Source organism: Flavobacterium petrolei (assembly GCF_003314435.2).
Taxonomy (GTDB): domain Bacteria; phylum Bacteroidota; class Bacteroidia; order Flavobacteriales; family Flavobacteriaceae; genus Flavobacterium; species Flavobacterium petrolei.
The window spans coordinates 302,747-324,509 of the sequence record NZ_QNVY02000001.1 but is presented as its reverse complement, the minus strand read 5'-3'; the positions used below and the strand labels follow the sequence as shown (position 1 = coordinate 324,509).

Here is a 21,763-nt window from a genome sequence, read left to right as displayed (position 1 = left end):
ACTTAATATAGCTAAAATTTAAAATTATATGTAATACTCGGTATTGGGATTGAGAAAATTGATGTTTTGTACCCTTTTACTCCTCCATTTTTATCAGTTACGAAATAAATTGAATAAGGGTTATTTCTACCTAAAATATTATAAATCGAAATATTCCAAAAGCTATGCGCTAACTTTTTTATTTTATGATTTCCTTCAATGTTTATTCCAATGTCTAGGCGTATATAATCTGGGATTCGATATTGATTTCGATCACTATATAAGGTGTATTCTGAATTTCCATATTGAAACACACCTATAGGGTAAGTAATTGGCCTACCTGTTTGGTATGAAAAATTAGTAGATAAACTGTAACGTTTTGTGAATTTATAATTTAAAATAGCACTAAAGTCATGTGGTTTGTCAAAATTTGCTGAAAAATACTTTCCATTATTGACTATTTCTGATTCGAAATTACTATCAAGTTTAATAAACGTTCTAGAATAAGTATAGCCAATCCAGCCATTTAATTTGCCTTCTTGTTTCTTAAGTAGTAATTCTATACCGTAAGCTTTTCCTACACCTTGTAATAATTCAGTTTCTACATTTTTATTTAATAATAGTTCAGCACCAACTTTATAATCAAGGATGTTTTTTGATTTTTTATAATATCCTTCTAAACTAATTTCATATAGATTATCTTGAAGAGTTTTGTAGAGGCCTAAAGAGAATTGTTGTGCACTTTGTGGTTTGACATTAATATCAGATAATTTCCAAGAATCGGTCGGTGACTGTGTTGTATTACTCGATAAAAGATGAATGTATTGTCTAGTGAAGTCATAACTTGCTTTTATTGATAAATCATCATTCAAGAAATAGCGTGCTGCTAAACGTGGTTCAAATCCACCATAGGTTTTGATTATCTCGTTTTTTATATAATGTTTATTTTCAATTATCGTTTCTTTGTTTAAAGGAAATCCTTCTTGATATATGTTTACATTAGCTTCTCCTAAAGAAGCATAAAAGGAATATCTTAGCCCTAAGTCAATTAATAATTTTTCGCCTATTTTGTAATTATCTGAAATGTAAATAGCAGACTCTAAGGCTTTTTCTTTTTCGATGTCTATGGCAATTAAAGTTGACATAAGACTTTTTGGGTGTTGATATCCAGGAGAAATACCATAAGATTTACTTGCTATTCCGTATGAGAAGGTATGCTTTTTATTAAATAAATATTTAAATTTTAACTGTAATTGTGTTTCACTTATTTTGTAGCCAAAATCAAATGAATTATCATCACTTGAATTGTAATCTATATTAAATTTATATTCACTATTTGTAAGAATTAATTCAACTTTACTTTTTTTGTTAAATGTATGATCCCATTTTAAAGAAATCAGACGATTGCTATACTTGTATATTGAATCAGAGCTTAAACTAAACCGATCCTTACTGTAATATACTGTAGCTTCTAAATCATTATTATCATTAATAGTATTATTATATTTAATAATTCCATCATAAAATCCAGCTTCACTATTTTTTAAATTTTCGTCATCTAAAGTTTTTAAAATCCAATCGGAATAGGTCGCTCTTGCTCCAACAAGAATACTAGATTTATTTTTTTGAATAGGTAGACCAAAGCTTAAATTTGATGTTATAGGACCTATAGCTCCTTCTCCTGAGAAATTTTCCGGATTTCCATTTTTTGTAGTTATGTCAAAAACAGAAGAAAGTCTACCTCCAAAATCAGCAGGGATGCTTCCTTTGTAAATTTCTGCTTTCTTAGCGGTATATGGGTTTATTGCAGAGAAAAACCCTAGAAAATGTTGAGGATTATAAAGAACTGAATTGTCTAGGAGTATTAAATTTTGATCGTCTTTTCCTCCTCTAACATTAAAACCAGATGCGCCTTCTCCTGTAGTTTTGATACCTGGGAGAGTAGTTGCAACTCTTAATATATCTCTTTCACCAAGAATTAAAGGTGTGTTTTTAATAGCTTTAATATCTATTGAAACTAATCCGGATATAGTCGTCTCTTTGGCTCTCATCCCTTTTTTTGTAATTACGACTTCGTCAAGCTGATTTGATTGATCATTTATGGTTATGTCTAGGTTTCCATCATCATAAACCATTAATGTTTTAATTACTTCAACATGATTCATTGATTTTATTTCAATAATATTTATTCCAGCTGGTAACAACAGTTTATAATGGCCATTTAAATCACTTGATGTACTGATGTCTTTGTCGCGTATTTTAAGATAAATATTAACTTCTGGCTTCTCTGTTTTCTCATTAACAATGTATCCAGATAATAAAAAATTTTTTTTTGTGGTGTTTTTATTTTCTTTACCTATAAATTGCAGCGAGGGTTTTTTTGTAAATTTATGTTGGTTTAAAGAGTCGTATTGTCTGTAGAAAATAGGATTTCCAGAAATATTGTTAAATTCTCTAGTAGTTTTGTTTGAGTCTAATTCATTAAAATAGTTAGCGGGTAGATTATTGTATATTAAGTTGTTTGAGGTGAGTATGATTTTGTGATTTATGATGATGTAATTTAAATCAGTCTCATCAAAAATTTTATTTAATAACTCGCTAATAGTTATGTTGTTGTAATTTCCGCTTATTTGATTTTTATTTAAATTAATCCAAGTTGGGTCAAAATAAAACGTATAAGTACTTGAGTTTTCTATGGTTTCAATTGCGGTTAATAATGAACAGTTTTTAAGCTCAATTGATAATTTGTCTTCTGGTTTTTGAGCAAATGAGAATTCATTTATAAACAATAAAATAAATAATATATAGATTTTTTTTTTCGTTAATTTCATTTATTTTTAAGTGAAGAGGATTTATACATGTATCTCATTAAATTTTCCATAAATTGATTTTCGTTGTTCTTTTTAATTTCTTTATTGATTAAATAAAACTCATTTATTTGCTTTTTTTGCGCAGGAAATATTTTGCTAACATCGTTTTTAGATTTAATCTTATACATTTTTTTTTTATATTCTATAAAGAATGAATTATTTTCATTGAATTTGTAAATTACTCCATTATCATTTATCTTTTTTTGAATGTCTTTATGATGGCGTATGTAAAAGACAAAATCAGAAGAAATTTTGTTTTCTTCATAATAGCCATTTAAGAGCTCTGTTTGATGATTTTCTTTTTTTGTAATTTTAACAAAGTGTTTGCCGTTTAAATTGAATGAATCAACTTTATCACTATTAAGGTTGATTCCTGTATTTTTATTAATGCCGAAAGGATATACTACTAGACAATCAGTGTGTATGTCATATTTTAAGTTGACATTGTAATAAGTTTGTTTTTCATAGCTCAAGATCCCTAATTCAAACTTCTCGTCTTTGTAATACATACTGTTATTTACGGTTGTCTTATAAGGGTTACTATGAAGTTTTCCAGTATTAATATCTAGGTTTTCCTTGCCTGTTAAATTATCAAACCAATTGTAAATTAAGATATCATTTTTGGTTTGACTACGTAAAGACAATGTGCTTAAAAGTAAAACTAATGTAAAACTGATAATGTATTTTGTTTTATTAATTTTCAAAATATATGATATATGGATGTTATTTATTGTAAGATCATATCAAATATATAAAAATTATTATATTTATGTAATATAATTCGGTATAAATTTTTTTAAAAAACAAAAATCCCGTTTCAAATTCATGAAACGGGATTTCCTATAAATAAACCTTTAGTAAACTTAAGATCTGATTACTCTTTTCTTTCCTCACGTGGAGGTCTTGGCATAAGCGCTTTTCTTGACACTTTTTCTTTTCTAGTTTTTGGATCCAATCCTAAGTATTTTACTTCGAATACATCACCCATTTTTACTACATCAGAAACATTTTCAGTACGTTCCCAAGCAAGTTCCGATACGTGTAATAAAACTTCGTTTCCTGGAGCGGCAGTGTATTCTACTACTGCACCAAAATCTAGCATTTTGATTACTTTTACTTCGTAAGACTCATTCATTTGAGGCTTAAAAGTGATTGATTTAATTTTAGCTAATACCGCTTCTATTCCAGCAGGATCTGTTCCTAAAATTTCAATAACTCCTTCTTCAGTAGTTGGATCTTCATTGATAACAATTGTAGTTCCTGTAGTTTTTTGTAATTCTTGAATCACTTTTCCACCAGGTCCGATCAATGCTCCAATAAACGCATTAGGAATTCTTCTTGTAATGATTTTTGGAGCGTAAGCTTTAACATCTTCTTTTGGAGCTGCTAAAGTTTCGATTAATTTTCCAAGAATATGCAAACGACCGTCACGAGCTTGCGCCAATGCTGCTTCCATAATCTCATATTTCAATCCGTCAATCTTGATGTCCATTTGACAAGCTGTAATTCCTACAGAAGTTCCAGTTACCTTGAAATCCATATCTCCTAAGTGATCTTCATCACCAAGAATATCAGACAATACAGCAAAACGTTCTCCATCAGTAATTAATCCCATTGCAATTCCAGAAACTGGACGAATCATTTGGATACCAGCATCCATAAGTGCTAATGTTCCAGCACAAACTGTTGCCATAGAAGAAGAACCGTTAGATTCTAAAACTTCAGATACTACACGAATTGTATACGGACAATCAGCAGGAATCATGTTTTTTAATGCTCTTTGAGCCAAGTTTCCGTGACCTACTTCTCTTCTTGAAGTTCCTCTTAAAGGACGAGCTTCACCAGTTGAGAAAGGAGGGAAGTTATAATGTAAGTAGAATTTTTCTTCACCTTGTTCTGATGGAGAGTCAATTTGGTTTGCTTCTCTGGATGTTCCTAAAGTTGCTGTAGCCAATGCTTGTGTTTCTCCACGTGTAAACAATGCTGATCCGTGAACCGATGGTAAATAATCTACTTCACTCCAGATTGGTCTGATTTCGGTAGTTTTTCTTCCGTCTAAACGTGTTCCTAAATCTAGGGTTACGTTACGAACCGCTTCTTTGTTAGTTTTGTAAAAATATTTAGAAACTAGATCGCCATTTGCGGCTAATTCTTCTTCTGTAAATAATGCTTTTACTTCTTCTTTTACTTCTGCAAATGAAGCTGTACGTTCTTGTTTTGAAGAACCTTTGCTTGCAATAGCATAAATTTTATCGTAAGATGCGTCTTTTACTTTTGCATAAATAGTCTCATCTTCTCTTTCTCCTTCATAGGTGCGAACTTCTTTTTTTCCAAAAGCAGCTTGCAAACGTAGTTGAGCAGCAATTTGATTTTTGATGTGTTCGTGAGCAAATTTAATTGCTTCTAACATTTCTGCTTCTGAAATTTCTTTCATTTCACCCTCTACCATCGCGATAGAATCCATAGAAGCTCCAATCATCATATCAATATCAGATAAAGCTAATTGTGCGCGACTTGGATTGATGATGAATTTACCATCAATTCTTCCAACTCTAGCTTCAGAAATTAAAGTTTCAAAAGGAATATCTGATAAAGCTAATGCTGCGGAAGCGGCTAAACCAGCTAATGCATCTGGCATTACATCTTCATCATAAGACATTAATTGAATCATAACTTGCACTTCTGCGTGGTAATCATCTGGGAAAAGTGGACGCAAAACACGGTCTACTAAACGCATTGTTAACACTTCGTTATCACTTGGACGCGCTTCTCTTTTGAAGAAACCACCAGGAAAACGTCCTGCTGCAGCAAATTTTTCACGATAATCTACCGTAAGTGGTAAAAAGTCGATACCTGGACTTGCTTTTCTTGAAGATACAACTGTTCCTAAAATAACAGTTTTACCTATTCTTACTACTACAGATCCATCAGCTTGTTTGGCTAAACGACCTGTCTCGATTGTGATGTTTCTGCCATCACCTAAATCGATACTTTCTACAAATAATTGTGGAATCATAAATTTAATTTATTAGTTAAACATGGGTTTTAGTTGTGTTGTAGTTGTTGTTTTGCGTAGTTAATGCCTAAAACCCAATGAAAAACCAAACTTTTTTTATTCATCTATACTGATTTAGTACAGACTTTATGGTGTAGTCTTGATTCTAATCCCTTTTGTGTCAGGACCAAAATAGAACCTTTAGACTTTAAATTGTAAAATAAAAAAAGAGGCACTTTCGCACCTCTTTTATATTGATTATTTTCTGATATTCAATACTTTGATAATTTCACGGTATCTGTTGATTTCTGTTTTCTTCAAGTAATCCAACAAAGATCTTCTTTTACCTACAAGCAATACTAATGAACGCTCTGTATTATAATCATGACGATTTTTTTTCAAGTGCTCAGTCAAGTGGCTAATTCTGAAAGTGAATAAAGCAATCTGCGCTTCAGCTTTTCCTGTGTTTGTTTTTTCTCCGTGTTGAGCGAAGATTTCTTCTTTAATCTCTTTAGTTAAATACATTCCAATATTTGTTTAATGATTTTTATGTATGTCATACATCTATTGTAAGACGGGTGCAAAGATAATCTTTATTTTCAAATCGACAAGTTTTAGATGATATTAGTATTTTGTATCTTTCAGTTTTAAAAATAGTATTTAACTCATTTGAGAATTATTTTATTGATATAGGTAAAGAATACATTACACTTCTGCTCATTCCTCTTGTTTTACTAGCACTCCATTGGTTATAACTTTTGACTATTCGAATAGCTTCTTCATCAATTCCGAAACCTACCTTTCTGACAACTTTAATATCACTCGCTCTACCGTCTTTTTCAATAATGAAGGTTAAATATACAGTGCCTGACACGTTATATAATTTAGCTTCTTTGGGTTGGATGAAATTATTGCTAATAAAATTGTAAAAATGCTTTATGCCCTTTTTTGGTCCAGGCATAGTAGTTATTGAAGTATAATTATATTTAATATTGTTGTAATCTGTGCTTGTTCCAGATATAAGATTTCCCTCTACATAATTTTCGGTATAGGTATACTTTTCAGAATTAACAACACCTTCCCATATTCCATGTTTTAAACCATTAACAATTTTGCCGGTTTCATAGAAATTGTCAGTTTTCGTTTCATAATCACCATTACCATCAATTATTTTTTGGTTACCATTTATGTCCCGAAATTGAATTATTTTATAATTAGGATATCTGGTGTTGTTATCGATGAAAAATTCAGTCTCTGATTTTTTTTGTCCATTTTGATACCAATTGTATTGTTTTCCAGTTTGCGAACCGTTTATATAACTTTCCATGGATTCTTTGTTGCCATTTTCATAATAATAAACAAACTGTCCTTCTTTTTGTAAACGATCTTTGAATTTTGAGGCTCCAGCCATTTGTAAAACTCCGGATTTAAAATAATCATAAATTTTATAGCTTTCTTTATCAGAATAATAATCTTTGACTATCCTATAATATTTATGATTTGCTTCAGTAGTCTCATTCCATGTTGAATCTAAAAATATTTTCCCGTCTTTTGGAGTTTGTGAAAATGATAAAGTGGACAGCAAAAATAATATTGCAGCAAATGAATTAGTTGACATAAGACGTTTTATTTGCAACCAAATATAATTATTTTAGTACAATTTAGCCACCTCTTTATTTACAAATTCCAAGAATTTTTCATCCTCTTCAGTGAAAGGATCTATTACATGACTGTCAATATCAATTTGACCTATGTTTTCTCCATTTACAAAAAGCGGTACCACGATTTCTGATTTTACGGTAAAACTACAAGCGATATAATTGTCTTGTGCCGAAACGTCAGGAACTACAAAGTTTTCGTTAGAAACGGCTACTTGTCCGCAAATTCCTTTTCCGAAAGGGATTACTGTGTGGTCTGTTTCTGCTCCTACATAAGGTCCTAAGTGCAATGTTTTAGATTCATGATTTGCAAAATAAAATCCAACCCAATTATAATAATCTACTGATTCGCTTAACAATTGACAAATAGACAATAGTTTTTCATCTCTTGAAAGCGTTGTATTTAATGTGATTTCGGTTACTTTTGGTTGTAATTCTTGAAATGTCATGTTTTTAATTTTTATTTATGCAAAAGTATTTAAAGCCAGTTTCAAAAATTACATAAATTTGTTAAAAATTTGATTTTGAAAAAATATTTTATTCTCTACAAACCGTTTTTGCTTTTTCTGGGCACTTTTTTTTTGACATATATAGTACTAACTTTTTTGTATCAGCGCTATCTTAATAGTTTTGAAGAAAACGAAATGGATTCTATTACCAGAATAGTGAGTGATAATACAGAACAAGTCATGCGATTATTTAATAATCAATCCTACATTAAAAAAAGTGAGATTCATCCTTATATGAAGCTGTTTTTCAATGATAAATATGTTGCCCGAATTGTCGAAGGTTGTAATGCTGTTAGTGTGATTATTTTGTTTATTTCATTTGTGGTAGCTTTTTCAGGGAAACTAAAAATAACATTGCTATTTATCTTTGGCGGAAGCCTGCTTATTTACGTATTGAATGTTTTGAGAATTGCGGCTTTAAGTGCCCTGATTTTTTATTTTCCAAAACAAGAGCCGTTTTTACACGGAGTCCTTTTTCCTTTGTATATTTATGGTGTAGTTTTTATGTTGTGGTTAATTTGGGTCCGTAATTTTTCTAGATATGCTTCAAAAGATACTAAATAACAAAATACGAGTGCTACAATTCCTTTTTTTGGTGGCATTGTTGGTGCTGGTTCGTGCTTTTGAAAATGAGTTATTCTATGATCCTTTTTTGGATTTTTTCAAAAAAGATTTTACCAAGCTACGATTGCCAAGTTTTAATCCGACCCAATTATTTTTAGGATTATTTTTTCGTTATACATTAAATACTGCGATCTCGTTGGGTATTATCTATGTCCTCTTCAAAGATGTGACAATGGTGAAATTTGCTTTTGCACTGTATTACTTTTTCTTCATGATTCTAATGGCTGCTTTTTTCTACATTGTTTACTACGCAAATGAAAATAGTAATTGGATTCTATTTTATGTCCGTAGGTTTTTAATCCAACCTATTTTTGTACTGTTATTTGTTCCTGGATTTTATTATCAAAAACAAAATAAGTAGTCTTTTTTTCGTATCTTTAGTGGTGATTTAAGAGTTTGTTTATCAAAACATTACGAATATGAAAATCATCAAACATTCTGGAGATATTGTCGAATTTAACTCAGATAAACTCAAAAAATCTCTTTTGAAATCGGGTGCAAGTGCTGTTGTGGTTGATAACATACTTTATGCTATAAAAAAGCAGATGTATGAAGGTATTTCCACGAAAGAAATTTATAAAATGGCTTTTTCGCTATTGAAAAAAACTGCTAATTCCCATGCAGCACGATATAATTTAAGAGAAGCAATTCGGCTTTTAGGTCCTGCAGGTTTCTTTTTCGAAAAATATATAGCCCGTCTTTTTGCTGCTGAAAACTACAAAACGATTACCAATTTGACTTTGCAAGGAAAATGTGTTTCGCATGAAATAGATGTTTTGGTCAAAAAAAATGAAATTATTGCTATGGTCGAATGTAAGTATCATGCGGGTAGAGATGTCGCGTCTGATGTGAAAGTCCCGATGTATATTTTGTCTCGTTTTAATGATATAAAAGAAAGGAAGCATCCTATTTTTGACCAAAAAGACACCGTTTCTAAATGTTGGATTGTTACTAATAACCGTTTTACTGCAGATGCAATTACATTTTCTAAATGTTCTGAATTGAGTTTGCTGAGCTGGGACTATCCAGCGGAAAATAATTTGAAAACCAAAAATGATACTAATTCGCTTTATCCAGTCACCTGTTTGACGACTTTGTCTCTCGCTGAAAAAGATAAGTTACTAATTTTAGATGTCATTTTAGTAAAGGAAATAATTAACAATTCGGATTGTCTCAATAGGATTGGATTAAGTGAAAATCGGATGAAAAATGTGCTGAAAGAGGCATCAGAATTATGTAGGTATTTCTAAGTAGTAAGTTTGTACTGTCAGTTTAATTTTAAAAATCAAATCCCATGAAAGTAAGATTTATAGGTGGAGCGGGAACTGTAACCGGTTCTAAAACATTAATTGAAAGTAACGGAATTCGGATTTTGATTGATTGTGGATTGTTTCAAGGATTAAAGCCGTTGCGCGAACTTAACTGGGAGCCTCTGCCTGTTTTGGCATCCACAATAGACTTTGTTTTGCTGACTCATGGACATTTAGATCATTGTGGCTGGTTGCCAAGATTAGTTAATCAAGGTTTTTCAGGGAAAATATATTGTACAAGGCCTACAAAAGATATTACCAAACTAATTCTTTTAGATAGTGCTAAAATTCAGGAAGAAGAGGCTAAAAATGCCAATGAAGGGAAATATTCGAAACATGAAATAGCCGAGCCGCTGTACACGGTGGATCAAGCTGAGAAAGTTTTTCCGCTATTTAGAGTAATTGAAACTAATGAGGCTGTTGCTTTAGATGCGCAAATCGAAGCTGTTTATACCAATGCAGGACATATTCTGGGGGCTTGCAGTATTGCTCTAACACTTGAAAATAAGACTTTAGTTTTCTCAGGTGACATTGGCCGTGATGATGATGTGTTAATGTATCCCCCAACCAAACCTAAAAAAGCCGATTATGTTTTTCTGGAAAGTACCTACGGAAATCGTATTCATCCTAAAACGGACACTAAATTAGAATTGGAAATGTATATCAATAATACCGTCAATAAAGGTGGAACTATTATTATTCCGAGTTTTGCCGTTGAGCGTGCGCAAACCATCATGTATCTATTGTGGCAACTCAGAAAAGAAGATAAAATCCCTCATATTCCATACATTATCGATACACCAATGGGAATAAATGCATTGAATATTTTTTCGAATAACCAAAAGTGGCACAAATTGTCCTTGGAAGAATGTGCCGAAATGAGTGAAATGTTTTCATTGGTTTCGGATTATCAGGAAACCATGGAGGTGATTTTTGATGAGCAACCTAAAGTGGTGATAGCAGCCAGCGGAATGGTAACTGGAGGAAGGGTTTTGAGTTATCTCGAACATTATATTGGTCTTCCGGAAACTACTTTGATTATTGTAGGGTATCAAGCCGAAGGAACACGCGGAAGAAAGTTGTTAGAAGGAGCGTCAGAAATTAAAATTCATGGGCAGTATTATCCGGTAAAAGCAAATGTGCTAGAGATACAAGGTTTATCAGCGCATGGAGATCAAAAAGATTTGCTCAATTGGTTGTCCGAATTGGAAAATAAACCAACCAGAGTTTTTTTAGTTCATGGTGAAAATGAGCCATTAGATGAGCTCCGTATAAAAGTGCATGAAAAATATGATTTTGATTGTAAAGTTCCTTTGATGGGGCAAGAATTTGAATTGTAAACCTTTTTTTTAATAAAATTACATATTGTCACAGTAGTTAAATCAGTGTAAAATTTTGTAATCCTTGTACGGTATTTGATAAATAGAGGAGTATAATTTATATTCAAAATGAAGAGGCATAATGAACCGTTAATAAAACTTTAAAATAAAGCAATAAATTGTTGTTAAGATATATTATCCGTACTTTCACGCACGAATAATTTTAGCATAAAAAACCTAAGAATGAACGATTTTGATTGGAAGAATTTAATTGACCCACTTTTTTATATTCATTTTGATGTTAATGGAATTAAATTGGGTATTTATATAGTTTTATTTATTGTATTTGCCGAAACAGGCCTCTTTGCTGGTTTCTTTTTACCAGGAGATAGTTTGTTGTTTTTGGCGGGAATTTACAGCCGTGAATTAATAGAGAATATTGTATTTATTAATAACGATTTTATAAATGTTGTTCTTTTATCAACCCTTGTGGCGTTATCAGGAATCTTAGGGAATGTAGTAGGATACTGGTTTGGTTCAAAAAGTGGTTACTATTTGTACAACAAGGAAGATAGTTTTTGGTTTAAGAAAAAATACTTGGTTCAATCCAAAGACTTTTTTGAAAAATACGGCGGAAAGGCAATTATTTTTGCTCGTTTTCTTCCAATATTTAGAACCTTTGCGCCTATAGTAGCAGGAATTGTGTCCATGGATAAACAAAAATTCATGTTTTATAATATTTTAAGTTCATTTATCTGGTCGTTTACATTAATTTTTGCAGGACACTATTTATATGGATTTTTGCTCGATAATTATCAAATTGATTTAAAAGAACACATCGAATTAATTGTTTTGATTTTAGTTGGAATAACGGTCTTACCTGTAATTTACAAGTTCAGTAAAAAATCAAAAGTTCAAGAATAAGAAAAAAATACAACTCATAAAAAAACCGTCTCGATTAATCGAGACGGTTTTTTATTTTAAGGAAGATGCTATTACATCATTCCTGGCATACCACCACCCATTGGGTTTCCACCACCATTGTCTTCTTTGATATCAATCAAAGCACATTCGGTAGTTAATATCATTCCGGCAACCGAAGCTGCGTTTTCTAATGCTACACGCGTTACTTTTTTAGGATCAATAATACCGGCTTTAAGCATGTCAACATACTCGTCAGTTTTGGCATTATATCCAAAATCACCTGAACCTTCAGCAACTTTTGCTACAACAACTGAACCTTCAAGGCCTGCGTTTTCAACAATAGTTCTTAATGGAGACTCTACGGCACGAGATACAATTTGAATTCCTGTAGCTTCATCAGCATTATCAGCTTTAATAGCGCTAAGTGCATTTTTAGCTCTTAATAAAGCTACACCACCACCAGCAACAATTCCTTCTTCAACAGCAGCGCGAGTTGCGTGAAGTGCATCATCAACTCTGTCTTTTTTCTCTTTCATTTCTACTTCAGATGCAGCACCAACGTAAAGTACGGCAACTCCACCAGCTAATTTAGCCAAACGTTCCTGCAATTTTTCTTTATCATAATCAGAAGTGGTAGCTTCCATTTGACCTTTGATTTGGTTTACACGATTTTTGATCATATCCGCGTCACCAGCACCACTAACAATTGTTGTATTGTCTTTATCGATAGTCACTTTTTTAGCAGTTCCTAACATTTCGATAGTTGTGTTTTCTAAAGTGTATCCTCTTTCTTCAGAAATCACAGTTCCTCCAGTTAAGATAGCGATGTCTTCTAACATTGCTTTTCTTCTGTCACCAAAACCAGGTGCTTTTACAGCAGCGATTTTCAAGGCTCCACGTAATTTATTTACAACCAAAGTAGATAAAGCTTCACCATCAACATCTTCAGCAATAATCAATAATGGTTTTCCAGATTGAGCAACTGGCTCAAGAACTGGTAATAATTCTTTTAATGAAGAAACTTTTTTGTCGTACAAAAGGATGTAAGGATTTTCCAATTCTACTTCCATTTTTTCTGAATTAGTCACAAAATATGGAGAAAGATAGCCTCTATCAAATTGCATACCTTCTACAACATCAACATACGTATCAGTTCCTTTAGCTTCTTCAACAGTGATAACGCCTTCTTTTCCAACTTTTGCGAAAGCAGTAGCGATTAACTCACCAATTACTTCGTCATTGTTAGCAGAAATTGAAGCAATTTGTTTGATTTTCTCAGAATCGCTTCCTACCACTTTTGCTTGTTTTGCTAAGTCAGCTACAATAGCTTCAACCGCTTTGTCAATACCGCGTTTCAAATCCATAGGATTTGCACCTGCAGCAACGTTTTTCAAACCTTCTTTTACGATAGCTTGTGCCAAAACAGTTGCAGTTGTAGTTCCGTCTCCAGCTAAATCATTAGTTTTAGACGCTACTTCTTTTACCATTTGAGCACCCATGTTTTCCAATGGATCTTTCAATTCAATTTCTTTTGCAACGGTAACACCATCTTTAGTAACGTTTGGTCCACCAAAAGCTTTTCCAATAATTACGTTACGACCTTTTGGTCCAAGAGTCACTTTTACAGCATTTGCCAATGCATCAACTCCACGTTTTAATCCGTCACGTGCTTCAATATCAAATTTTATATCTTTTGCCATTTTAATTTTATTTGTTAATTCGTTTATTTGTTAATTCGATTATATTATTGCTAAAATATCGTCTTCACGCATGATCAAATAATCTTTTCCTTCCAGTTTTAATTCAGTACCAGCATATTTTCCGTAAAGAACAGAATCGCCAATTTTTACAGTCATTGTATGTTCTTTTGTTCCGTTTCCAACAGCAACAACAGTTCCTTTTTGTGGTTTTTCTTTTGCTGTATCTGGAATAAAAATCCCTGAAGCAGTTTTTGTTTCAGCTGCAACGGGTTCGATAAGAACTCTGTCTGAAAGTGGTTTAATGTTTAAAGCCATGATTTTATATTTTTATATATTTATTTTAACGTCTATAAAGATTTCAGAAATTGTGCCATGCTACTGAAACTGACATAATTTCTTATAAAAAATGCCAGCTTTGACAGGCTGGCATTTAGAATATGTTGTAATAATTTATTGTGCTGGATTTGTGGCAGCAGGTGTGTTTTGAGCTGGTGCAACTGGAGTGTTTGCGGCTGGCGCTGTACTTCCTGTGTTTTCAATGATTTTTGAATCGGTATCACTTAATGTTCCTGTAAAGCTTAAGCTAGAAAGTAAAATAAGTGCAATTAATATAGTTGCTAATGTCCAAGTGCTTTTGTCTAAAAAATCAGTTGTTTTTTGTACGCCACCCAGCATTTGAGAACCACCTATTGTAGATGATAATCCGCCACCTTTAGGGTTTTGAACCATGATTACTACGATTAATAGAAAACAAACTATAGTTATTAAAACTAAAAAAATTGAAAATGTGCTCATTGTTTAATTATTATTATGTTGTAAAATCTTAATATCCGTTATGCGGTCTGCAAAGAAACTACTTTTTTCTGGATATTTCAAAATTAATATTTCATAAGCTTGAATCGCTTTTTGATATTTTTTTTGTTCCAAATAGACTCTGGCTAAAGTTTCCGTCATTAAGAAGGAATTGTCAGCTGCATTTAAGTCAAAAGCAACAGTGGAAGGTACGCCATGTTTTAATGGAGAAATCTTCGGACTCGTTTCTATAAACTTATCAATTAATTCTGTTTTTTTTCTTTTGTCTGCATCTATTATTGGTGCAGCTTGATGTATTGGTTGCTCACTTTCTCTTTTAATTGGTTCAGTTCGCGAAAGCTGTAGCCATTCTTGGAAGGAATGTTGTTCTTTTTTAGAGAAGTCCAACGGTGTTCCAATAGCTAGTTTTTCCTCGATTGCTATTGAATTGTTCTCTTTTTCAATTGGAGAAGCTTCCTTTATTGAAGTCAGAATCGATTGTTCTAATGTGTTTATTTTAACTTCTGATTTTTCTTCAGAAATAAGAATTTCACTATCGATTACTTGTATATCTAAAATTTCGAGGGCTCTTTTATCATACAGACTTTTATGAATAGAAGTAAAAGTGTCCGATGTGATGAAATCAAATAAAACCGATCTGTCCGTTGAATAGGCTGCTGTTATTTTTAAAGCAGCATTGTATTTAAAACTATTTTGATTGTAAAGTCCTTTTAATTGAATCGCTCTGGCACTTTGAAAATAAGGAAACTCAATGAGTACTTTTCCTAAAGCCTCCGTTTGCTTTTCATGGATAGCATCGGGTTTGTTAATCAAGTAAGTATAATCGGTTACATTCATAAAGGTTATTCGTTTATTTGGTTATTCATTAATTTGTTATTCGATTGAGCAAATCATCAAATTTCCGAATAAAACCTCATTTACCATTTAGCTAATGACTCGTTGAAAATATCTTGTGTTATTCTTTCAAAAATATCTTTCAAAGCACTATTCAAAGTCGCGCCTGTCAATTGTTGTTCTGCTGGATAATCGTAGAAAAATGTGAATGGTTTTTCAAAATCATCCGCTTCTTTTTTCTTATTGGTAAAACGAACATTCACCCGAATCGTTAAACGGTTTTGAGCTGCTCGCTGATCCGCGGTTGCTGTCATTGGACTAATTCTATAATCTACAATTTCTCCTTCATATGTCAAATCAGCACCGTTTTTGACCAAGTTTAGATTAGTTTGGTTCTGAATCAAATCTTGAAGTTCTAATGTAAATGTACGATCAATTCCGGGTTCGATTAACTCCGCATTATTTTGGAAAAAACCAACTTGGAATGTTTCGGCGTCGATTTTACCGGTTCCTGTGAAGTTATAAACCGAGCAACTATTGATGCTCAATATTAGTATTGAAAAAAGAATAAGTTTAATGTGTTTCATTTTTTATTTTAAAAATTGCCTCGCTAATTTGCTAAAGTCTGGTTCAAATATATTCATTTTCAATCAAAGACATTTAGGTCTCGAAAGAAAAACTACAAATCAAATTGCTTTATTTTTCGGTATAAAGTCCGTTCCGAAATACCTAATTCGTCTGCGGCAGCTTTTCGTTTTCCTTTATTTTTTTCTAATGATTTTTTAATCATTTCAATTTCTTTTTGTTCTAAACGTAAAGTTTCTTCCTCCTCAACGGTTTCTGCAAAAAGATAATTGTCATCATGTTCCTGGTATAAATCCTCATTGTTTTGAGACGCTATTAACGATGCTCTAGGTTCTTCTTCAAAATCTATTTCACTGTCATTTTCTTTTGAACCGTATATTTTTTTTATCAAATTCTGATTCGTTTCCTGCACTTTTGAACCTCCATTTTGAATTAGTTCCAGTGTTAATTTTTTCAAATCATTCAAATCACTTTTCATATCAAAAAGTACTTTGTACAAAATTTCCCTTTCGGTACTAAAATCACTTTCGCTTTTTTTATCTTTTATAACTGAAGGTAAATTGCTTCCTTGCGCTGGCAAATATGATTGTAAAGTCACAGCAGATATATCTCTATTGGTTTCTAAAACGGAGATTTGTTCCGCAACATTTCGCAATTGTCTAATGTTTCCGCTCCAACGAAATTTCTGCAATAATTGAATAGCATTTTCGTCTAATTTCAAAGGAGGCATTTTATATTTATGTGCAAAATCAGCAACGAATTTCCGGAACAATAAATGAATGTCGTCTTTTCGATCGCGCAAAGGCGGCAAAGTAATATCCACAGTACTCAAACGATAATACAAATCCTCACGGAATTTCCCTTTTTCAATCGCATCAAATAAATTGACATTCGTAGCCGCAACAATTCTGACGTCCGTTTTCTGTACTTGTGAAGAACCGACTTTTATAAATTCGCCATTTTCAAGAACACGCAACAAACGAACTTGTGTAGTTAACGGTAATTCACCTACTTCATCCAGAAATATAGTTCCGCCGTCAGCGACTTCAAAATAACCTTCACGAGTGCCTGTGGCTCCTGTAAAAGCGCCTTTTTCATGTCCAAAAAGTTCACTGTCAATCGTTCCTTCTGGAATGGCTCCACAGTTTACGGCAATATATTTTCCATGTTTTCTGTGCGAAAGCGAATGGATAATTCGAGGAATGTTTTCTTTTCCAACTCCGCTTTCTCCCGCTACTAATACCGTAATATCAGTAGGAGCAACCTGAATGGCTTTTTCTATCGCACGATTAAGCTTCGGGTCATTCCCGATAATCTCAAATCGTTGTTTTATAGCTTGAACTGATTCCATATTATTTTTGTTTAAAGTTTTCTTTGCTTCAAGTTTCAAGTTATCGAGACAACTTTAAACCTGAAACCTGAAACAAACTTTTTCTTAATTCATCTCACTCAACCCAACTGCTTCTCCTTTCAAAGTTCCGCTTGTGCAAGAAGTGATTCTCACATTTACAAAATCTCCAATCTTGTAATTTTCTTTTGGAAAAACCACGGTAATACTTTGTGAATTTCTTCCTGAAAACTCTTGTGTCGATTTTTTGGAAACTTTCTCAACCAAAACTTCTACAGTTTGTCCAATGAATTCCTCAGAGCGGAACCAAGCGTGTTTTTGTTGTAAATCGACAATTTCCTGCAATCTTCTTGCTTTTGTTTCTTCTGGAACGTCGTCTTCCATTTTTCTTCCTGCCAATGTTCCCGGACGTTCGGAATACGAATACATATAACCAAAATTATATTTCACATATTCCATCAAGCTCATTGTGTCTTGATGATTTTGTTCGGTTTCTGTTGGGAAACCAGCAATCATATCCTGAGAAATAGAGCTATTTGGAATAATAGTTTTGATTTTGTCAATCAAAGTCATGTATTCTTCACGCGTATGCAAACGATTCATCTCTTTTAGGATTCTATTGCTTCCAGATTGAACTGGTAAGTGAATGTGTTTGCAAATATTAGGATGTTTTGCAATCACATGTAAAATACTTTCGTGCATGTCTTGCGGATTAGAGGTCGAAAATCGGATTCTCATTTTAGGAAAACCAACAGCCACCATTTCCAGTAATTGATCAAAGTCAACTGCAGTAGCTTTTTGCATTTCGGTAGCATTCTCAAAATCTTTTTTCAATCCGCCGCCGTACCAAAGGAAACTATCCACGTTTTGTCCCAAAAGCGTAATTTCTTTAAATCCTTTGTCCCATAAATCTTGGATTTCTTTCATGATACTTTGTGGTTCACGGCTGCGTTCGCGTCCGCGGGTAAAAGGTACCACGCAAAACGTACACATATTATCACAACCACGCGTGATAGAAACCAAAGCTGTAATTCCGTTGCTCATCAATCGAACCGGTGAAATATCACCATAGGTTTCGTCTTTCGACAAAATCACATTAATCGCATCTCGGCCTTCTTCAACTTCTTGCAAAAGGTTTGGTAAATCTTTATAAGCATCAGGTCCTACAACAAGGTCAACGATTTTTTCTTCTTCAAGGAATTGACTTTTCAAACGCTCGGCCATACAGCCCAAAACGCCGACTTTCATCTTCGGATTAATGCGTTTCACCGCATTGTATTTCTCCAAACGTTTACGAATGGTTTGTTCTGCCTTGTCCCGAATAGAACAGGTATTGACCAAAACCAAATCGGCTTCTTCCAGTACTTGAGTCGTATTATATCCGTTTCCAGATAATATGGAAGCTACAATTTCGCTGTCCGAAAAATTCATCGCGCAACCGTAACTTTCTATAAATAGCTTTTTTGTATTCTCAGGTTTATTCTCTAAAACAAGACTTTCACCTTGTTTACTTTCTTCAATAATCTTTTCCATCTTGTATTTTCAAAGTGCAAAGATAACGCAATTCAAATAAATATGACAAGATGTCAGATTAAGAATTAACACTATTTTAAGGCGTTTGTAGTAACAGATAAATTGATCCAAAATTTATTGAATTTAAATATGTTAAAACCCGCTATTCAACGATTAAATTGACTTTTAAAATTTAAAAAACTTAAAATTTAAAAAAATCATATACTTTTGCCGACATAAACAATCGGAATATGGCAAAGAATTTAGTTATAGTTGAATCACCTGCAAAGGCAAAAACAATCGAAAAATTTTTAGGGAGTGATTTTCAGGTAGAGTCCAGTTATGGACATATTGCCGACTTACCATCCAAAGAAATTGGAGTAGATGTGGAAAATGGTTTCAAACCTAAATACGAAGTTTCTGCTGATAAAAAAGCGTTGGTTACTAAATTAAAAGGACTGGCTAAAAAAGCTGAAATGGTTTGGTTAGCAAGTGATGAGGATCGAGAGGGTGAGGCTATTTCTTGGCATTTAGCCGAAGAATTAAAATTAGACAAAAGCAAAACAAAACGTATTGTATTTCACGAAATTACTAAGACTGCGATTCTAAAAGCGATTGATAATCCACGTGAAATCGATTATAATTTAGTCAATGCGCAACAAGCGCGACGTGTATTAGATCGATTGGTTGGATATGAATTATCGCCTGTACTTTGGAGAAAAATAAAAGGCGGACTTTCTGCCGGACGTGTACAATCTGTTTCTGTTCGTTTGATTGTGGAACGTGAAAGGGAAATTCAAAATTTTAAAGCTATTGCTACGTATTCTGTAGTGGCTGAATTTACTAACGAATCTGGAAAAATATTCAAAGCCAAACTACCTAAAAATTTCAATACTAAAAAAGAAGCTGAAGATTTTTTAAATAAAAATATAGGTTCTACATATAAGGTAGCCGATTTAGAAACGAAACCTACCAAAAAATCACCAACGGGTCCATTTACCACTTCGACTTTACAACAAGAAGCCGCTCGTAAATTGTATTTACCTGTTGGAATTACCATGCAGTTAGCACAGCGTTTGTACGAAGCCGGACTTATCACGTATATGAGAACGGATAGTGTGAATTTATCCAAAGATGCGATGGAAGCTGCCCAGGCAGAAATTATCAAATCCTATGGAAAAGAGTTCTCTAAACCTCGAACTTTTGTCAATAAAAGCAAAGGGGCACAGGAAGCGCACGAGGCGATTCGACCTACGGATATGTCCCGTCATACGGTAGATATTGACAGAGATCAAGCGCGTTTGTATGATTTGATTTGGAAAAGAACGTTGGCTTCGCAAATGAGTGATGCGCAATTAGAACGAACCAACGTAAAAATTGAAGCAAACAATCACGGTGAAATATTCACTGCATCTGGAGAAGTGTTGCTTTTTGAAGGTTTCTTGAAAGTGTATTTGGAAGGTCATGATGACGATGAAGAAGAGCAAGAAGGAATGTTGCCTGCAATGAAAGTCAACGAAAAATTACAAAATAATTACATTACTGCGACAGAGAGATATTCTCGTGCTGCTGCAAGATATACTGAAGCTTCTTTGGTAAAAAAATTAGAGGAACTGGGAATTGGTCGTCCTTCTACTTATGCGCCAACGATTTCTACAATAATCAATAGAAATTATGTAGAGAAAGGAAATCTTGACGGACAAGAACGTAATTATACGCAATTGACGTTACAATCTGGAAAAGTAGGAGAGAAGCTATTGAAAGAAAATACCGGTTCTGATAAAGGAAAATTAGTTCCTACAGATATTGGAACGATTGTTACGGATTTCTTGGTAAAGAATTTCGGAAATATTTTAGATTATAATTTCACGGCAAAAGTGGAACAGGATTTTGATGAAATTGCAGATGGAAATATCGTTTGGACAAAAATGATGCAGGAGTTTTATGATAAATTTCATCCAACTGTGAAAGATGTCGAAGCCAATGCAGAAAGAGAAAGCGGTGAAAGAATTCTGGGGACAGATCCAAAAACAGGAAAACCGGTTTCAGTTCGTTTAGGGAAATTTGGACCAATGGCTCAAATTGGAGCTGCAGATGATGAAGAGAAAAAGTTTGCGAGTTTGATGAACGATCAAAACATTGGAAACATCACTCTAGAAGAAACATTGAATTTATTTTTATTGCCAAAAAATTTAGGTGAATATAAAGGAGAAGAAGTTGAAGTAAGTAATGGCCGTTACGGTCCTTATATTCGTCATGGTGCGGCTTTTGTTTCCTTGCCAAAAGGAGAAAACCCATTAGATGTAGATTTTGAAAGAGCGCAGGAATTAATTGATGAAAAAGCAATAGCAGATGCTCCAATTGCAGTTTATAAAGGCGAAGGTGTGCAAAAAGGAACAGGTCGTTTTGGTCCTTTCATCAAATGGGACGGGTTGTTTATCAATGTAAGTAAGAAATATAATTTTGATAATTTGTCTCAAGCTGATATTGAAGCGTTGATTGAAGATAAATTGCAAAAGAATATTGATAAGGTTTTGCATAACTGGGAAGAAGAAGGGATTTTAGTCGAAAAAGCCCGTTGGGGACGCTCGGTTATTACCAAAGGGAAAATCAAAATTGAATTAAGCAAAGATGTTGATGCTACTAAATTGACATTGGAAGAAGTTCAAGAAATGATTGCCAAGAAAACGCCTGCTAAAAAAGTAGCTGCTAAAAAAGCGCCTGCAAAGAAAGCAGTGGCGAAAAAAACAGCAGTTAAGAAACCCGTAGCAAAAAAGTAAAAA

The 21,763-nt window shown here is 33.2% G+C and carries 19 protein-coding genes; 6 read left to right on the top strand and 13 right to left on the bottom strand.

Annotated features, from left to right (window positions below; all coding sequences use genetic code 11):
- Positions 1-11 precede the first annotated feature (11 nt).
- The 6 genes from DR871_RS01425 to DR871_RS01400 form a co-directional block, all read right to left on the bottom strand.
- A complete protein-coding gene (locus DR871_RS01425; RefSeq protein WP_113665179.1) occupies positions 12-2,810 on the bottom strand; it encodes a TonB-dependent receptor in 2,799 nt (932 codons plus the stop codon).
- The gene (locus tag DR871_RS01420; RefSeq protein ID WP_113665180.1) at positions 2,807-3,553 is read right to left on the bottom strand and encodes a hypothetical protein; all 747 of its coding nucleotides are present in this window, start codon (positions 3,551-3,553) and stop codon (positions 2,807-2,809) included. The genes DR871_RS01425 and DR871_RS01420 overlap by 4 nt, the downstream gene beginning before the upstream one ends.
- Positions 3,554-3,723: 170 nt before the next feature.
- Positions 3,724-5,865: a polyribonucleotide nucleotidyltransferase gene (locus DR871_RS01415; protein ID WP_113665181.1), complete on the bottom strand. Its 2,142-nt coding sequence runs from the start codon at positions 5,863-5,865 to the stop codon at positions 3,724-3,726.
- A 237-nt stretch (positions 5,866-6,102) separates the two neighbouring features.
- On the bottom strand, positions 6,103-6,369 hold the full coding sequence (gene rpsO / locus DR871_RS01410; RefSeq protein ID WP_113634840.1) for a 30S ribosomal protein S15: 267 nt from the start codon (positions 6,367-6,369) through the stop codon (positions 6,103-6,105).
- 151 nt (positions 6,370-6,520) lie between these two features.
- The gene (locus tag DR871_RS01405; protein ID WP_113665182.1) at positions 6,521-7,462 is read right to left on the bottom strand and encodes an energy transducer TonB; all 942 of its coding nucleotides are present in this window, start codon (positions 7,460-7,462) and stop codon (positions 6,521-6,523) included.
- 33 nt (positions 7,463-7,495) lie between these two features.
- On the bottom strand, positions 7,496-7,951 hold the full coding sequence (locus DR871_RS01400; protein ID WP_113665183.1) for a GAF domain-containing protein: 456 nt from the start codon (positions 7,949-7,951) through the stop codon (positions 7,496-7,498).
- A gap of 75 nt (positions 7,952-8,026) precedes the next feature.
- Between DR871_RS01400 and xrtF the strand changes: the two genes are divergently transcribed.
- The 5 genes from xrtF (at position 8,027) to DR871_RS01375 (ending at position 12,188) form a co-directional block, all read left to right on the top strand.
- Complete coding sequence (xrtF, locus tag DR871_RS01395; protein ID WP_113665486.1) at positions 8,027-8,575, top strand: exosortase family protein XrtF; 549 nt, start codon at positions 8,027-8,029, stop codon at positions 8,573-8,575.
- Entirely contained in the window at positions 8,553-8,996 is a 444-nt protein-coding gene (locus DR871_RS01390) for an exosortase F system-associated membrane protein (RefSeq protein ID WP_113665184.1), read from the top strand. The genes xrtF and DR871_RS01390 overlap by 23 nt, the downstream gene beginning before the upstream one ends.
- A 58-nt stretch (positions 8,997-9,054) precedes the next feature.
- Positions 9,055-9,885 carry an ATP cone domain-containing protein gene (locus tag DR871_RS01385; RefSeq protein WP_113665185.1) on the top strand — a complete coding sequence of 277 codons (831 nt, stop codon included), beginning with the start codon at positions 9,055-9,057 and terminating at the stop codon, positions 9,883-9,885.
- A gap of 44 nt (positions 9,886-9,929) precedes the next feature.
- A complete protein-coding gene (locus DR871_RS01380) occupies positions 9,930-11,285 on the top strand; it encodes an MBL fold metallo-hydrolase (RefSeq protein ID WP_113665186.1) in 1,356 nt (451 codons plus the stop codon).
- A gap of 222 nt (positions 11,286-11,507) precedes the next feature.
- Positions 11,508-12,188 (top strand): DedA family protein, encoded by a 681-nt coding sequence (locus DR871_RS01375; protein WP_113665187.1) that lies wholly within the window; start codon positions 11,508-11,510, stop codon positions 12,186-12,188.
- Positions 12,189-12,259: 71 nt separating this feature from the next.
- Here DR871_RS01375 and groL read toward each other — a convergent pair whose 3' ends face one another.
- The 7 genes from groL to miaB all read right to left on the bottom strand — a co-directional run bounded on the left by groL (position 12,260) and on the right by miaB (position 19,001).
- Positions 12,260-13,888 (bottom strand): chaperonin GroEL, encoded by a 1,629-nt coding sequence (gene groL, locus DR871_RS01370; protein ID WP_113665188.1) that lies wholly within the window; start codon positions 13,886-13,888, stop codon positions 12,260-12,262.
- A gap of 39 nt (positions 13,889-13,927) precedes the next feature.
- Complete coding sequence (locus DR871_RS01365; protein WP_007137725.1) at positions 13,928-14,203, bottom strand: co-chaperone GroES; 276 nt, start codon at positions 14,201-14,203, stop codon at positions 13,928-13,930.
- A 135-nt stretch (positions 14,204-14,338) separates the two neighbouring features.
- A complete protein-coding gene (secG, locus tag DR871_RS01360) occupies positions 14,339-14,683 on the bottom strand; it encodes a preprotein translocase subunit SecG (protein ID WP_113634855.1) in 345 nt (114 codons plus the stop codon).
- A gap of 3 nt (positions 14,684-14,686) precedes the next feature.
- Positions 14,687-15,538, bottom strand: coding sequence for a tetratricopeptide repeat protein (locus tag DR871_RS01355; protein WP_113665189.1), 852 nt, complete (start codon positions 15,536-15,538; stop codon positions 14,687-14,689).
- Positions 15,539-15,618: 80 nt separating this feature from the next.
- On the bottom strand, positions 15,619-16,122 hold the full coding sequence (locus tag DR871_RS01350) for an LptE family protein (protein ID WP_113665190.1): 504 nt from the start codon (positions 16,120-16,122) through the stop codon (positions 15,619-15,621).
- Positions 16,123-16,214: 92 nt separating this feature from the next.
- Positions 16,215-17,471 (bottom strand): sigma-54 interaction domain-containing protein, encoded by a 1,257-nt coding sequence (locus DR871_RS01345; RefSeq protein ID WP_113665487.1) that lies wholly within the window; start codon positions 17,469-17,471, stop codon positions 16,215-16,217.
- Between the two features lie 84 nt (positions 17,472-17,555).
- On the bottom strand, positions 17,556-19,001 hold the full coding sequence (gene miaB, locus DR871_RS01340; protein ID WP_113665191.1) for a tRNA (N6-isopentenyl adenosine(37)-C2)-methylthiotransferase MiaB: 1,446 nt from the start codon (positions 18,999-19,001) through the stop codon (positions 17,556-17,558).
- Positions 19,002-19,231: 230 nt separating this feature from the next.
- On the opposite strand from miaB, the gene topA reads away from it, so the two are divergent.
- Positions 19,232-21,760 carry a type I DNA topoisomerase gene (topA, locus tag DR871_RS01335; protein WP_113665192.1) on the top strand — a complete coding sequence of 843 codons (2,529 nt, stop codon included), beginning with the start codon at positions 19,232-19,234 and terminating at the stop codon, positions 21,758-21,760.
- The last annotated feature ends 3 nt before the right edge of the window (positions 21,761-21,763 follow it).

What these genes read in the sequence shown, in the direction of transcription:
- DR871_RS01375 (WP_113665187.1), top strand. Translation starts at nt 11,508, where the DNA reads ATGAACGATTTTGATTGGAAGAATTTAATTGACCCACTTTTTTATATT.
- DR871_RS01415 (WP_113665181.1), bottom strand. Translation starts at nt 5,865, where the DNA reads ATGATTCCACAATTATTTGTAGAAAGTATCGATTTAGGTGATGGCAGA.
- DR871_RS01365 (WP_007137725.1), bottom strand. Translation starts at nt 14,203, where the DNA reads ATGGCTTTAAACATTAAACCACTTTCAGACAGAGTTCTTATCGAACCC.
- rpsO (WP_113634840.1), bottom strand. Translation starts at nt 6,369, where the DNA reads ATGTATTTAACTAAAGAGATTAAAGAAGAAATCTTCGCTCAACACGGA.
- groL (WP_113665188.1), bottom strand. Translation starts at nt 13,888, where the DNA reads ATGGCAAAAGATATAAAATTTGATATTGAAGCACGTGACGGATTAAAA.
- DR871_RS01390 (WP_113665184.1), top strand. Translation starts at nt 8,553, where the DNA reads ATGCTTCAAAAGATACTAAATAACAAAATACGAGTGCTACAATTCCTT.
- DR871_RS01345 (WP_113665487.1), bottom strand. Translation starts at nt 17,471, where the DNA reads ATGGAATCAGTTCAAGCTATAAAACAACGATTTGAGATTATCGGGAAT.
- DR871_RS01350 (WP_113665190.1), bottom strand. Translation starts at nt 16,122, where the DNA reads ATGAAACACATTAAACTTATTCTTTTTTCAATACTAATATTGAGCATC.
- DR871_RS01405 (WP_113665182.1), bottom strand. Translation starts at nt 7,462, where the DNA reads ATGTCAACTAATTCATTTGCTGCAATATTATTTTTGCTGTCCACTTTA.
- DR871_RS01425 (WP_113665179.1), bottom strand. Translation starts at nt 2,810, where the DNA reads ATGAAATTAACGAAAAAAAAAATCTATATATTATTTATTTTATTGTTT.
- topA (WP_113665192.1), top strand. Translation starts at nt 19,232, where the DNA reads ATGGCAAAGAATTTAGTTATAGTTGAATCACCTGCAAAGGCAAAAACA.
- DR871_RS01380 (WP_113665186.1), top strand. Translation starts at nt 9,930, where the DNA reads ATGAAAGTAAGATTTATAGGTGGAGCGGGAACTGTAACCGGTTCTAAA.
- miaB (WP_113665191.1), bottom strand. Translation starts at nt 19,001, where the DNA reads ATGGAAAAGATTATTGAAGAAAGTAAACAAGGTGAAAGTCTTGTTTTA.
- DR871_RS01400 (WP_113665183.1), bottom strand. Translation starts at nt 7,951, where the DNA reads ATGACATTTCAAGAATTACAACCAAAAGTAACCGAAATCACATTAAAT.
- DR871_RS01385 (WP_113665185.1), top strand. Translation starts at nt 9,055, where the DNA reads ATGAAAATCATCAAACATTCTGGAGATATTGTCGAATTTAACTCAGAT.
- DR871_RS01355 (WP_113665189.1), bottom strand. Translation starts at nt 15,538, where the DNA reads ATGAATGTAACCGATTATACTTACTTGATTAACAAACCCGATGCTATC.
- secG (WP_113634855.1), bottom strand. Translation starts at nt 14,683, where the DNA reads ATGAGCACATTTTCAATTTTTTTAGTTTTAATAACTATAGTTTGTTTT.